This window comes from Pyxidicoccus caerfyrddinensis (assembly GCF_010894405.1).
In the GTDB taxonomy this organism is placed as follows: Bacteria; Myxococcota; Myxococcia; order Myxococcales; family Myxococcaceae; genus Myxococcus; species Myxococcus caerfyrddinensis.
In genome coordinates this window covers 125,894-139,368 of the sequence record NZ_JAAIYA010000013.1, presented here as the reverse complement: position 1 = coordinate 139,368, position 13,475 = coordinate 125,894, and the positions used below count along the sequence as shown (strand labels likewise).

At 69.3% G+C, this 13,475-nt stretch carries 9 protein-coding genes; 4 read left to right on the top strand and 5 right to left on the bottom strand.

Features of this window, described 5'->3' with window-relative positions:
- Positions 1 to 182: 182 nt before the first annotated feature.
- The 4 genes from G4D86_RS29745 to G4D86_RS29730 all read left to right on the top strand — a co-directional run bounded on the left by G4D86_RS29745 (position 183) and on the right by G4D86_RS29730 (position 4,710).
- On the top strand, positions 183 to 668 hold the full coding sequence (locus G4D86_RS29745) for an RNA polymerase sigma factor (RefSeq protein ID WP_163997449.1): 486 nt from the start codon (positions 183 to 185) through the stop codon (positions 666 to 668).
- Entirely contained in the window at positions 665 to 1,420 is a 756-nt protein-coding gene (locus G4D86_RS29740) for a DUF4384 domain-containing protein (RefSeq protein ID WP_163997448.1), read from the top strand. The genes G4D86_RS29745 and G4D86_RS29740 overlap by 4 nt, the downstream gene beginning before the upstream one ends.
- A complete protein-coding gene (locus G4D86_RS29735) occupies positions 1,417 to 2,943 on the top strand; it encodes a caspase family protein (protein WP_163997447.1) in 1,527 nt (508 codons plus the stop codon). Before G4D86_RS29740 ends, G4D86_RS29735 begins: the two co-directional genes overlap by 4 nt.
- Before the next feature lie 78 nt (positions 2,944 to 3,021).
- The gene (locus G4D86_RS29730) at positions 3,022 to 4,710 is read left to right on the top strand and encodes an Ig-like domain-containing protein (protein WP_163997446.1); all 1,689 of its coding nucleotides are present in this window, start codon (positions 3,022 to 3,024) and stop codon (positions 4,708 to 4,710) included.
- A gap of 126 nt (positions 4,711 to 4,836) precedes the next feature.
- Here G4D86_RS29730 and G4D86_RS29725 read toward each other — a convergent pair whose 3' ends face one another.
- The 5 genes from G4D86_RS29725 to G4D86_RS29700 form a co-directional block, all read right to left on the bottom strand.
- Positions 4,837 to 5,496 carry a zinc ribbon domain-containing protein gene (locus G4D86_RS29725; RefSeq protein ID WP_163997445.1) on the bottom strand — a complete coding sequence of 220 codons (660 nt, stop codon included), beginning with the start codon at positions 5,494 to 5,496 and terminating at the stop codon, positions 4,837 to 4,839.
- 175 nt (positions 5,497 to 5,671) lie between these two features.
- Entirely contained in the window at positions 5,672 to 6,145 is a 474-nt protein-coding gene (locus tag G4D86_RS29720) for a hypothetical protein (protein ID WP_163997444.1), read from the bottom strand.
- A 327-nt stretch (positions 6,146 to 6,472) separates the two neighbouring features.
- The gene (locus G4D86_RS29715; protein WP_163997443.1) at positions 6,473 to 8,458 is read right to left on the bottom strand and encodes a tetratricopeptide repeat protein; all 1,986 of its coding nucleotides are present in this window, start codon (positions 8,456 to 8,458) and stop codon (positions 6,473 to 6,475) included.
- 742 nt (positions 8,459 to 9,200) lie between these two features.
- A complete protein-coding gene (locus G4D86_RS29705) occupies positions 9,201 to 9,635 on the bottom strand; it encodes a DUF6209 family protein (protein ID WP_163997442.1) in 435 nt (144 codons plus the stop codon).
- A 594-nt stretch (positions 9,636 to 10,229) separates the two neighbouring features.
- A complete protein-coding gene (locus G4D86_RS29700) occupies positions 10,230 to 13,409 on the bottom strand; it encodes an FG-GAP-like repeat-containing protein (protein ID WP_163997441.1) in 3,180 nt (1,059 codons plus the stop codon).
- Between the last annotated feature and the right edge of the window lie 66 nt (positions 13,410 to 13,475).

Below are 13,475 nucleotides of genomic sequence, written 5' to 3'. Positions count from 1 at the left end.
ACACCGCAGGCAACACGCGATTTCCGACAGCGCAAGTGAGGGCCTCGGAACAGACGCAGGTCCAGCCGGGGGATTTGCCTCAATCCCAGGGTGCGTAGTAACCACCCCCGCAGTTTTCTTGCGCAGCCGGCTCCCGCCGCGGGTCGTTTCTTCGGGAGGCTGGCGTCCCCGGACGCCCGAGCATGACCGCAGACCGACTCGCCCAGCTCTACCGTCAATACGGGCCGGCCATCTACGCCCGTTGCCAGCGGCTCCTGGGAGACGGCGCGGCGGCCGAGGACGCCACCCAGGAGACGTTCATGCGAGTGCAGCGGCACCTCGACAAGGCTCCGGACGCACAGGCCGGGCTGACGTGGATCTACCGGGTGGCCACCAACTACTGCCTCAACCAGCTCCGCGACGCGCGCTTGCGTCCCGAGCCGGTGGCCGAGCTGCCCGACGTGCCGGGGCGCAGCCTGGAGGAAGCCCTCGCCGACCGCGACTTCGCCGTGCGATTGCTGTCCCGGATGCCGGAGAAGCTGAGCGCGGTGGTGTGGCTGCACCTCGTGGACGGGCTGGACCAGGGCGAGGTGGCCCGGGTGCTGGAGTTGTCGCGCCGCACCGTCGTCAACCGGCTCGCCGAGTTCCACGAGCGCGTCGAGCGCTTCCAGCGGAAGGCCGGCGTATGAGGGGGCACCTGTCCCAGTGGGAGCTGGACGCGCTCGCCCTGCGCGCGCTGCCGCCGGAGGCCACCACCGAAGCCGAGGCGCACCTGGAGGCGTGCACGCGCTGCCAGCAGGCCCGGGCTTCGCTCCAGGCCACGCACCGACACTTCGAGACGGACGTGCTGCCACGCACCCTCCCCAGGCTGCGCGCGCGGAGGGAAGGGACGCCTCCCCGCCCGCGCTGGGTCTGGCTTCTGGCGCCCGCCGCCGCGCTCGGCGTGGCCCTGGCGGTGCTGCCGCACTGGCGCTCCTCCAGCCCCGAGCCGCTGCCCCCGGAGTACAGCATCAAGGGCGGGCCGCTGCTGCGCGTCTTCGCCCGGCAGGGGGAGCGTGTGGAGGAGGCGCACGAGGGAGCTGTCCTCTCTCCGGGAGACGCGCTGCGCTTCGTGGTGGAGCCCGCGGGCCTGCCCTACCTGCTGGTTGTCTCGCTGGACGGCTCGGGCGGGGTGAGCGTGTACTTCCCCTATGGAGGCGTCCGCAGCGAGCGACTCTCCCAGGCGGCCGGCCCGGTGGAGCTGCCGGGCAGCATCGTGCTGGACGCCGCGCCGGGCCCCGAGCGTGTCTTCGCCCTCTTCTCCCGCGTCCCGCTGGAGCGCACCGACGTGGAGGAGGTCCTGCGCGCCCTCGCCGCCCGGGGGCCTCGAGCCCTGCGGGAAACGCGCCGGCTCCCCGTCCCCGCCGACGGGCAGGCCTCCTTCCTTCTCGAAAAGCCATGAACGCCTTGCGCCCCACCCTCCTCGCGCTCCTGCTCCTGCTGTCAGCGCCCGCCCTGGCGGAGACCTGGCGGCTCGCTGTCGTGGTGGGCAACAACACGGGCAGCGGCGAGCGCCCCTCGCTGCACTTCGCGGAGACGGATGCCGGCAAGCTCGCGCGCGTCCTCGTGGAGCTGGGCGGCGTGGCCCCCGAGGACCTCTTCCTGCTCCAGGGGCGCGGGCTGGGGGAGGTCCGCCGTGCGCTCGCACGGGCCGAGCAGCGCGTCCGGCGCTGGCACGGGGCGCCATCCACCCGCGTCATCCTCACCTTCTACTTCTCCGGCCACTCGGATGGAGAGGCGCTGGAGCTGGGCGGTGAGCGGCTGCGCTTCTCGGACCTGCGGGCCTGGCTCGACGACACCGGGGCGGACGTGCGGGTGGCGCTGGTGGACAGCTGCCGCAGTGGAGCGCTGCTCACGGCCAGGGGGGGCGCACTGGGGCCCGCCTTCCAGGTACGCCTCACGGACGAGCTGGCCTCCTCCGGGCAGGTGCTGCTCACGTCGAGCGCGGCGGACGAGGTGGCGCTCGAGTCCCGCGAGGTGGGCGGCGGCATCTTCACCCACCACTTCGTCTCGGGGCTGAGGGGCGCGGCGGATAGCTCGGGAGATGGCCGCGTCACCCTCGCGGAGGCCTACCAGTACGCCTTCTCGCGGACGGTGACGCAGACCACGTCCACCTTCGTGGGCACGCAGCACCCGGCCTACGACTATCGCCTGTCCGGCCGCGGTGAGCTGGTCTTCACCGAGCTGTCCCGCCCGGACGCCCTGCTGGAGCTCCCCGACGGCTTCGAGCGCGCGCTGGTGGCCCAGGCACCGCGAGACCAGGTCATCGCCGAGCTGGTGCCCGGAGCCGCGCGGCGTGTGGCCGTCACCCCGGGGGCCTACGCGGTGCGGCTGGTGCGCGGCGGAAGGGTGCACGCGGGCCGCGTGGAGGTGCGGGCGGGACAGACGCGCGCGGTGACCTGGGAGGAGCTCGCGGCGCTTCCCAGGTCCGCCAGCGCGGCCCGGGGAGGACCGCTGTTCGAAGAGCAGGACTCACCGTGGACCGTGCGCGTGATGGGGGGCGTGCAGGGAGCGGTGGCCCGGGGACTCGGACCGGTGCCGGGGGCACGCGTGGCCCTGCGGCGCACGGGTGGAGACGGATGGGGCCTGGCGGCGCAGGTGGCCTCGGGACGCGGCGAGTCCTTCCGGGAGACGAGCCTCCTCGGGTGGCTCGGCCACGGCTGGGGCATGGTGCTGGGGCCCGTCAGCGTGGCGGCGGGCGTGGAGGTGGGAGGGGGTGCCGTGGTGCAGCGGGTGCAGCCGGAGGGCGGTGGCTGGAGCGGCGTGGTGGGAGGCGCCGGGTGGGCCGGGGCGACGCTGCCGCTGGGGGGACCGGTGTCCCTGGCCCTGGAGGCCCAGTTGCCCCTGCTGTTGCTGCGCCGGGATGGACAGCTCACCGCGGCGGCGCTGCCGGGCACCTGGGTGGGGCTGACCTGGAGGCGCTGAAGTTTTGCGCAGTTCCGCCCGCTCACGGGTCTTGCCGGTGCGCGCGGCCGTTGGCGGCCCGCACGGCGAGGACACGACATGAGACGGTGGATGAGCTGGATGGTGTTGGCGCTGCTGGCCGCCTGTGGCCCGGGCGTCGCGAAGGACCCGGGAGCCGAGGGTGCGCCGGACCCGGGAGCCGAGGGTGATCCGGACTCGGGCGGCTCGACGCCTTTCAAGCCCCCCCGCGGAGTGCTCGCCAGCCCGGAGGATGGGGCCTCCGGCATCGCGCCCGTGACGGCCCTCCGCTTCACCTTTTCCGAGCCGATGGACCGCGACGCCACCCGCGAGGCCTTCGTCATCCATGAGCCCGCGGGAGTGAGCGGGAGCCTCAGCTGGACGAATGAAGACCGGGTGTTCACCTTCAAGCCCACGTCCCCGCTGCCGGCCGAGGCGACGGTGCGCTGGGAGTTCACCACCACCGCGAAGAGCGCCGCGGGACTCCCGCTGGAACAGCCGTTCGCCGGCAGCTTCTCCGTGGGAACGCCGCCCGCCGATGGCACCTACCCCACCGTGGTGTCCGCGAGCCCCGCGGATGGCGCGAGCGGCCTCGCCGTCGAGGAGGTGCTCAGCGTCACCTTCTCCGAGCCCATGGACAAGCCCGCGACCGAGGCCGCCTTCTTCGTGGAAGGAGTGGCGGACGCGGCGGGAACCTTTGCCTGGAAGGGCAACACGTTGGACTTCACGCCGTCGGTGCCCTGGCCGGACTCGAAGACCGTGACGTGGGGCGTGAGCGCCGGAGCGAAGGACGTGGGGGGGGCGGGACTGGCGCAGAGCCTGTCCCGGACCTTCTCCGCCAGCTCTGTCGACACGAGGCCTCCCTCCCTGGTGGAGATGCCCACCCCGGTGGCCATCGGCGTGGCTCCGGCCTTCTCGCTCACGCTGGGCTTCTCCGAAGAGATGGACCGGGCCTCCGTCGAGCGCGCCTTCACCGTCTCTTCCTGCCAGGACGCGTCCAGCCAGCAGCAGGTGCCCGGCTCCTTCACCTGGAACGAGCTCGGCACCCGGGTGACGTTCCAACCCGCCACCGCGGCGCCCTACGGCGCCTACATCGCCTATGACGTCTCCGTCGAAGCAAAGGACCTGGCGGGCAATCGGCTGGGGGAGGGGGAGCCCCGGCAGACCGGCCCCTGCTTCTCCATGGCCGTGCTGCGCATCATCCAGCGCTACCAGGTCACGATGGAGCGTCGCTTCGAGCTGAGTGGCTCGCTCGTGCACAACCTGAAGTCGGGCACCACCACCGTCAGCTCGAACACGGACGTGCTGCGGGTGGGCGACGCCACGGAGAGCCAGGCGGGGAGCGGCGTGCGGCGCTACCGCGGCTATCTCGGCTTCGACCTGTCCTCCCTGGAGCCAAGCCCCCGCCGCATCGTCTCCGCGAAGTTGGAGGTGGAGCAGTGGACGACGCAGGGCAGTCCGTATGGCGTGCTTGGCACGCTGGACGTGGCGCCGGTGGACTACGGGCCCACGCTGGAAGCCGAGGACTGGATGCTGCCCGTGGGCCCCTCACAGGTGCTGGCCCGGGAGGCCGCGCCGACCGTGAAGTTGCTCGATGTCACCGCCAGCGTGGCGGCGCGTTGGGATTCGCGCGAGACGGGTGGTCCGCGCGCCCAGTTCCGCATCGCCTTCGATGAGAACGCCGCGGCGCAGCCGGGCAACCTGGTGGACTTCTACAACTCCGGCTCACTTCTGACCCCGGAGCTCATCCTCGAGTACGAGGCACCCTAGGCACCGCCGTGGGTTGAAGCGGCGCAAAGCGGGGCCGCATGGGCGGCCCTGGCCTTCCGTGTCCCCAAGGGGATTCGAACCCGCAGACAAGGCGATGGAAACACAAGCAGTCCCGCCTCGACGGCTTCACTTCTCTATCAGCCCCACCGGCGACGCAACAGATGCTCTCGCCATCAGACTCAAGACCTGGCTCAGCCCTCCGTATTTCAATACCTCCCGCTCTGCCCTCCTCGTCGTCTTCGCGGCCCGAATGATCTCGTGTCGCGTCGGTTGGAGCGGCGTCAGAGTCTCTGCGAGCGACTGGAGCACTTCGCGACGGAGAAATCGAATGACCATCCGCCGGCACCACACGAGCGCGACCACTGTCACCACCATCATGGCCAGGGGCATGGGAGGCTTCAGGTCCTGCATCAACCAGAGTTCGGATAGCACCAGGGCCGCGAGCCAGAAGAGGGGTGCCCCCCACCACGAGGCGCGCCCCACGGCCCGTGACGCGTCACGCACCGCATCCGCGATGAACGCCGTCTGCTCCGCGTCGCTGATCAGCTTCCGGCCCGCGCTCACCGCCCCTTCTCGCTTCAGCCGCTCAGCCAGGCCGGGGTTGGTTCGTTCCACCAACGCACGAACGTCCAAGCTCGGAGACGCTTCCACAGCCAGATAGTCCGCGGCCCTCGCATCCATCAACTGGGCGCACCGGGAGCACGCCACAACCTCGCGCACGGCTCTCCACCATGTCGGGATGAAGAAAACCGAGAGACGTGCCTCTTCACGAAACAGCGTGAACATCCTCATGTCACGGCAGCGCAGACATTTGTCCGCGACGTGCCCCACATGCACTATTCGGTAACTTTCCTGAAGCAAGAGACCATATCCGGCGGACATGTTGCCGAGCCCCTTTCTCGCTCATCGAGCCAAAGTCATTCGTTGAGTCGCACGCCTATCGTCCTCGGGATGGTGAGGCTCACCCGGAACGCCACCACGGCCTGGCCTGTGAGTGCGCGCCAAGGAAGACGGCCGCTGGCTTGCGGACGAGCTTACCCATTTCGTATTGAATGCCGCGCCTCGTTACCTGGTAGGGAATGACAAGAAAGACTGAGTCGCCAGCTTCGTGCTCCAGCAAGGCAACTATCGCGCTGGCCTCTCCCTTGGTTTGTGCGGGCTGCGCGGGATCTGCCAGTCCAACCCCATGGAAGATGATAGCTGAAGCGACGATGCTACCTTCCTCAGCCGCCCGGCGAAGCTCCGACTCAAAGTGCGCGAGCGCTTCCGGAACAGTGAGATGGCAACCGTTATCAGTGGCCAGTAAGGACCCTTTGATCTGGCCCGCACCGTTCATGGACGCAGCATGCGGCGCCATTTGACCGCGCGAATGAAAATTCTGCACGTTCGGCAGCACCACATCAATCATCTCGCTGAGCTGATGATGTATCGTCATGCATTCCCCCCTGGAATGACCTGCACTCTCATATCACGGGCGAAGTTGCACATACATGCGCGCTCCATCCCTGCATATCTCATGACGTCCAAGGTTGAGAAGTATGAGATATAGGCGTACCGGGGTCCTGTTGCCTGGAAGGCTCTCACCGTCAGGTCTCCACGCGGAGCGTGGCGCGCCCTGGCTCCGATGAACGCGCATCTCCTTGGACCGGGTCGCTTCCCTTGCATCCGTTCGAGGCACTCGGCGCGAAGGCTCAACCGGCGTCCGGCGCTCGGGCTTCCCGACGCCCCGGCGCAAGGCCACGCGCGACCTGGGGGATGGGGTTTACTGCCCGGGCGCGTCGAGCAACGCCGCCAGCTTCGCTTCCACCTCGGCACGGTCCTCGGCATCGGGGCGCAGCCGCAGATACGCCGAGAGGTCCGCGAGGGCCTCCGCTCGCCGACCCAGGTCGGAGAGGACGACGGCGCGGTTCTGGTAGAATTCGGGTGTATCGGATGCCAGCGAGATGGCGCGATCCAGGTCGGCCACGGAGGCATGCAAGCGTCCCGCCTCGTAATGCAAGACGGCCCTGTTGGCCAGGACGGGCGCGTCGTCGGGCTTCAGCAGGAGCACGGCATCGTAATCCGCGCAGGCTCGCTCCGGTTGGCCCAGCAGCTCATGGACCTGCGCCCTTCCCACCAGCGCCAACACGTTCCGGGGCTCGAGCTCGAGCGCGAAGGAATACACTCGGAGGGCGTCCTCCGCCCGCTCCATGGCGCGGTAACACTGGCCGAGGTTCACCCCAATTTCCGCATGGGGCGGACTCAGCGCGAGGGCCTGGCGGAAGTCCGCTTCCGCTTCCACGAAGCGACCGGCCTTGAAGGCCGCGACCCCGCGCAGGCCGTAGTATTCCGACTGGCTCGGGTCGATGGCGATTGCCGCCGAGTAGTGGGCGAGCGCCTCGTCATGCGCGCCCATGAAGAGGAACAACTCCGCGAGGCGGAGCATGAGCGCCGCCCGCTGCAAAGGCCGTCCTTGTGGACCGAAGTGCTCGTCGAGGATGACCAACGAGGCCTGGCATATCCGCAGCGCCTCGTCTGGCCGTCCCTCGTGCAGCCGCACCAGTGCAAGCGCATTGTTGTTCACGATGCTCAGGGTTCGGGCCTCGTCCGTGGAGGGCGCGAGCCGTGACACCGCCTCGGCGGCCCTTTGCACGCACTGCTCCGCCGCGCGTACGTCGCGCCTGGGCAGGTAGCGCAGGTGGTAGACGGCCAGCGTCTGGAAGGCGCGGGCGAGCAGCGCGGGGTCGTCACTCTTCGCGACGACTTCTTCCTCCAGGAGGCGCGCCGCCCGCTCCCCCCTCCCGGTGATGGAGAGACAGGCACAGAACTTACCCAGGATGTCCCAGCGCGCCTTCGGCTCGCGGTCGCATAGGGCGTCCAGCGCGAGAACCAGCGGCTCGCCATACCGGAGCGCATCCTCGTAATAGCCCTGCCGCACGCACAGGCGCAGCCCCTCGGTTCGCCACCGCGGGGCGTTTTCAGGCTCCGTGCTCTGCTCCCAGAGCTGGATGAGGCTCGCGAGGCTCGCCTCCACGGCGTCCGGTTTGCCCTGGACGCGGTGCTCCAGCTCGCGTGCCGCGTGGGCATTGGCGCGCTGGACCTCCGCGGACATCGGAGCTTGGGCCTGTGGCGCGAGGGACAGGCGCACCCCGGAGACCCGCCCCGCACCGGACAGCTCCGTGCAGGTCGCGTCGCCCATTCCGGGGTCGACGGCGACCAGGAGTGTCAGATCGAGGTGCTCACCTCGGCGGCGTACGAGCTCGCGGAAGAATCGACGCGCCAGGTCTCCCGCGCGGTCGAAATGCTCGCAGACGAGGACCCACGGACCTCGTGCGGTGTCGGCGGCACGGAACCCGGCCAGCAGCTCGATGGCCCCGTGCACGAGCCGGTCCGCCCGCCTCAGCGCATGGAGCTGAAACAGCTCCTGGTCGGCGGAGAGCTCGACGAGCGACTGGTGGCGCGGCCGAGTCGTCTCGCGGAGCTGGGGGAGAATCGCCGTGAGCTCGGTGTCATGCGAGACGAGCAGAGCGGGCGCCACGGCACGGATGCGCGGGAGCAGCGCGCCGAGCAACTCGGCGACTCCCGCCCAGACGCCCCCCTGCGAGAAGTCGCAGTCGAGCTGCTGGCTGAAAAGAGCCTGCCCGCCTCGGGCCCTCTCGAGCCATCCGGCGAGGGCCTCGCGGCGCTCCGACCCGGGCTCCGCTTCCAGGACGAGCACCCGCTCCCCGGATGACAGGGGATGGGACGGCAGGTCGTTCCGCCAGTTCATGTGCACAGGGTGTCTCAGCGCGGCCCGGGACAGAAGCCACGCGCTCACTCGCATGGACCGAGGAGCGCTGGCGATTCAATCCCTGTCGAGAATGCGCTCCGGTGGGGCCACGAAGCGCACCGGAGAAGCCTGGCTCCCGCGGGAATGCGGGTCAGAAAACAAACGCCCACGCAACAGGACTGGTCTTCTCGGTCTCGGTGCTGCGAATGGTGAGCTTCTTCATGGCTTTCCCCCTTGGAGTGACATCCTCACGATTGCGGGGTCATCCCGCCCTCGTTCAAACGATGCTAGAGAGGCCGGCTACTGACTGTCAATAGTTGCGGGACGCAAAGGTTTGCATCCGTGTCTTGACGCTAATTTTCACACAAGCCCTACGACACAGGTGCAGGCCCGAGGACGCGCTGCAGGCGTACCAGGCGCACTCCCCGGAGCAACGGCTGCGCTGGACGGAGGTGGACGTCCGGCCCCCTCCCCGAAAGCAGCCCCGGTGCGCCTTGCTGGAAGGATTCTCCCTGCATGCCAACGACAGGCAGGGGATGGAGCGGCTGTGCCGCAGCTAAGGGGCTGCACGGCCTCTCCACCTGCCTGGCGCACAGCCTGGGGGCCCCGTCAGCCGCCTTCTTCGGCCCCTCGGCTCCAGCCTCACCCTCAACAGGACTCCCGTTCCTCCCATACGCCGCAGAAAGGGTGCGATTTCCAGTGGAAGCGTGGACTCCACCACCCGCGCTTCCGGGCCTTCACGTCACTGCACGTTGAAATGGAAGTTGTTGCCGAAGCTCGAGTCCCACGCCTGGCAGCCCCAGCGGCTGGTGTTCACGAACCAGATGGCCAGGTCGCCACGCGTGTTGAGCGGAATGGAGGGCGGGGGCGGAAAGGGCGTAGGGTAGCCACCAGCCACCCAGAAGCTCTGCACCGGGCCACCGTTGAAGCTGTATTGGCCGAAGATGGACCACCCTGGCGTGGTAGCGGTGATGTTGCCACGGCACTGGGTCAGCCGGTCTGCGCTGTAGTTGATGGTGACCGTCTGTCCAAAGGGCAGCGGGTTGGACGACGCGACGACATTCCAGCCCTGTGAAGGCGACTGGAAGGTGATGGTTGGCGTGGACTGCGAGGAAGCCACGGTGCCGACGAGCAGCGCGGCGGTGGCGACGAGCCAGCGGGAAGAATGTTTCAGCAAGGCGAAGCTCCTGGGTGAGGGGCACTGCATTGAGGATACGGAGGCCTCTGGAGTCTTCCACACCTCGTCCATCCACTCTTCAAGCCCAGCGCAATGGCTGACCGCTTCTCCACCTTCGACTGCCTCGCCGTACAGGTGGACGCAGACCAAGACACACTGAGCCTACGTCGGAGCAATCCCTTCCACGGCGTCACGCATAAGAGGGATAGGGGCCGGAAGCGCTGGCTGACGTGGCCGCGGTTGTCATGGCACAGCCGCCCGTGTGGGAGACGGCGCGGAGGCCGGCCGCGCCGGGAGGAGCATGGATGCGCCTGAACAGGATTCAGTGGGCCGTGCCGGTGGCGGCGGTGGGGGGGCTGGTGGGGTGCGGCGGAAAGGACACGCGGGTCTACGACGTGAAGCTGGACGCGGCGGCGCTGAGCGACGTCCCATTTCGTGCATTGGGGATCTCCAGGCGCCCCGGGGACCGGCCCAGGTGGCCGTCCAAGTGTTGGGTTCTCCGGAACGTGGAGCTCAGCTCGACCGCGGCGCGGGCCTGGAGCCGGGGGCAGCCCCGTCACCGGACCTCCGGTGACGGGGCCTCCTGCTCCCGCGCTACGGTGCCACCTCGTGTGCCAGCACCTCGCGCACGCCGTCACCGTCCAGGTCGACGAAGACCGCCGCCGCCCCCGTCACCGCCAGGCCGTCATCCGATGGGCCCAGCGGGAGCGTCCACCGCAGCCACCCGGGCTCCCACGCCAGGAAGCCCAGCACGCCCAGCCGGTCCTCGCGGCGCACCACCAGGTCGTCGCGCCCGTCGCCGTTCAGGTCGCCCGCGGCCTGGAAGACGTCCTCGCGGCGCAGCTCCCAGTCATCCAGCTTCTGGTCATACCAGCCCTCCAGCAGCGGGTAGAACTGACCGTTGTCAGAGCCGAGCACGGCGACGCCCTCGTGCAGCTGCGCCAGCAGCTCGTCCCGGCCGTCGCCGTCCACGTCACCGGCGAGCCGCAGCGAGTCCTCCGGACGCAGCTCGCCGACGCCGGTCCAGGTTCCCCACGGCCAGAAGGCCAGCGGCTCGGGCCAGCCCTGGGACAGGACCACCACCGCGTACCCGTGCGCGCCGCGCACGAGCAGCTCCACGGGCCCCTGGGCCGAGAAGAAGTGGCCGGTGGCCTCCACATGGCTGTCCGGGCTCAGCTCGTCATCCCCCAGCTTCTCCCCGTAGGGCATGAAGCCCCAGGGCTCCAGGCCCTGCTCCATCCCGCGAAGGAACGTCCAGCCCTTGGGCCCGCGCAGCACCACGTCCAACCGCCCGTCCCCGTCGTGGTCCGCCACGCCTTCCAGGGAGTCGTCCGGCATCAGCGGCCCCTCCCCCAGCTCCATTCCATCCGGGTACACCACCCACGACTCCAGCGCGCCCGCGCCATTCGCCCGCAGCAGGCCGATGGCACCCTCGCGGCTTCGCACCAGCAGCTCCGCGCCCGGCTGCCCGTCGAAGTCACCCAGGTGCACCAGCGTGTCCTGCGGCCGGAGCGTCCACTCGCCCACTGACGACTCCCACGCCTGCGCGGTGGACACCCGCGCCTGCCCCGTCTGCGCGTCCCGGCCCAGCAGCGCCAGCCCGCGCTCGTCGCGCAGCACCACCTCTTCGCGCCCGTCTCCATTCACGTCCCCGGCCAGCACGGCCTCCTGGGAGCGCGTCCAGTCCCAGCCGTCCGCGAGCGCGCCCTCCGCCAGCAGGCCCTTCACCCCCAGGCCCTGGAACCCGCCATGAAGGGTGACGAGCAGGCCCGAGCTGTTGGCGCCGTCGCCCGTCAGACTGGAGCTCATCGGGAAGCAGCGGGGGATGAACATGCAATACCGCTCCAGCGGCGAGAGGATGCCCCAGCGCTTCAGCCAGGAAACGAAGGTGATGGGGCCCTTGACGGGGGGGATTTCGGTGTCGGGGACCTCGTCGAGCGGCGCCTTGGTGCCAGAGGCCAACGTGGACAGGTGGGTGATGATGGACAGCGTGGTGCCCAGGTCCTCCACGAAGACGACGTCCGCCTTCTTGTCCCCGTTGGCGTCCACGAAGCGCACCGCCGCGGAGTCGCTGGGGGCGACGAGGTTCTGGGCGACGATGCGGCTGAAGCCCCCCAGGCCATTGGACAGCTTCACCCAGAGGTGGGTGCCGTCATAGGAGACGAAGTCCATCAGCCCATCGCCATTCATGTCGGCCCAACTGGCGTGCTCGTTCCACTTCTCGCCCCACTCGATGGGGGTGGGCGTCATCGCCGGAGAGAAGGCACCTCCCCCGATGGCCAGCTGCGTGTAGAGGAAGTTGTTCCGGATGGCGACCCAGTCCTGCAGCGCGTCGGGGCTCGTCACCTGCTGGAGGCTCGCGAAGGGGGACCACCCCGTGCCGAAGGCGAGGGGCGTCTCCACCAGGACGCCAAAGCCACCGGTGACGGCCGGATAGACGGACACCCTGCCACTGTCCAGATAGGCCAGGTCCTTTCCGGGGTTCCCGTCGAGGGTGCAGGCGGTGAAGTAATCGAAGTTCCAGGCGGAAGGCAGCGTCTTCACCTTGAAGGCCGGGAGGAAGGTGGACGTGCCTCCCGAGCGGCTCCAGTACACCTCGTTGCCGCGGAGCTGGACGTAGTCCGCGCCGAAGGCGCCATCCACGTCCGAGAGGAGGACGGAGCTCTGCCAGCCGCTTCCTCCCAGGGGGTTGCCCTTGGGGGTCTCGAACTTGCCATCCCCCTTGCCCTTCCCCACCCAGAACTGGGTGTCGCCCACGAAGAAGTAGTCCGCCAGGCCGTCTCCCGTGAGGTCCGTGGCGAGCGCGAAGTCCGACCACCCCGTTCCCCCCAGCGTCGTCGACTGCGCCGTGGGGGCGTACGTTCCGGACGCGGTGGCCAGCACCACCGCGGCCGAGGCGTCACCGAAATAGACGTAGTCGAGGCCGTGGGCACCATCCACGTTGGCGAAGTCGAAGTCCGTGCCCTTGCCCGCGCCACCGAGGAGCACCACCTGGGGGTTGGCGTCACCGACCAGGGTGCCCGCGAAGGCGATGCGGGCGAACTCCGCGTCGAACGTGTCGGTGCGCACCAGGATGGTCCTGGCGGGCGTCACGCTCGTGTCCACGTCGGTCATGACTCCGGCCACGGGCCCCAGCAGGCCGGTGGTGGGGTCAATGGCGAAGCAGGGCCCCCCCGAGTCCCCCTTGGCCGGTGTCTGCCCGGCACCGTTCGCCACCGTGGTGAGGGTGCGTCCCACCTGGGCGCTGACCGGGACGTCCGCGTAGCGGAGCGTTCCGGAGCCGCCCGAGGGGGTGAAGCGGCCGTAGCCCATGCAGCGGACGGTGGAACTCATGAGCGAGGGCCCCCGGTAGAGCTGGAGGGGGATGCCGGTGATGATGGGCTTGGCGAGCTTGAGGAGCGCGACGTCATCCCCGGTACTCACGGAGAGCGGGTTCATGGTGCCAAAGGCGTCCCCCTTCGAGGTGCCCACGGTGCCCAGCGTGACGGTGATGGTGGTGGGGTCCATCCACGCACCGGCCTGCGTGCCATCCACGGTGAGGCAGTGGTGCGCGGTGAGCACCCAGCGGGAGGACAGCAGGGTTCCCGAGCAGGTTCCCAGCGAGCTGGTCAGCTGGACGACCCGCGTGAGCTCGGGAGCAATGTCGGAGCCGGAGATGATGGACCCGCTCCCGGTCTCCAGTGGCTCCGGTGTCGCAGTGCCAGTAGCAGGGGGGGACGTCCGCAGCTCGCAAGCCACCAGGAGTAACAAGAGTAACGACAGGCGCTGAGACATTCCGGCTCCTCATCAAAGAGGTGAGGATTCTCGTCCACCTGTCTGACATTGGAAACCCGCCTCGGT

Coding starts and splice junctions, on each gene's coding strand:
- G4D86_RS29720 (WP_163997444.1), bottom strand. CDS start 6,145: ATGACGATACATCATCAGCTCAGCGAGATGATTGATGTGGTGCTGCCG.
- G4D86_RS29700 (WP_163997441.1), bottom strand. CDS start 13,409: ATGTCTCAGCGCCTGTCGTTACTCTTGTTACTCCTGGTGGCTTGCGAG.
- G4D86_RS29735 (WP_163997447.1), top strand. CDS start 1,417: ATGAACGCCTTGCGCCCCACCCTCCTCGCGCTCCTGCTCCTGCTGTCA.
- G4D86_RS29740 (WP_163997448.1), top strand. CDS start 665: ATGAGGGGGCACCTGTCCCAGTGGGAGCTGGACGCGCTCGCCCTGCGC.
- G4D86_RS29730 (WP_163997446.1), top strand. CDS start 3,022: ATGAGACGGTGGATGAGCTGGATGGTGTTGGCGCTGCTGGCCGCCTGT.
- G4D86_RS29715 (WP_163997443.1), bottom strand. CDS start 8,458: ATGAACTGGCGGAACGACCTGCCGTCCCATCCCCTGTCATCCGGGGAG.
- G4D86_RS29725 (WP_163997445.1), bottom strand. CDS start 5,496: ATGTTCACGCTGTTTCGTGAAGAGGCACGTCTCTCGGTTTTCTTCATC.
- G4D86_RS29745 (WP_163997449.1), top strand. CDS start 183: ATGACCGCAGACCGACTCGCCCAGCTCTACCGTCAATACGGGCCGGCC.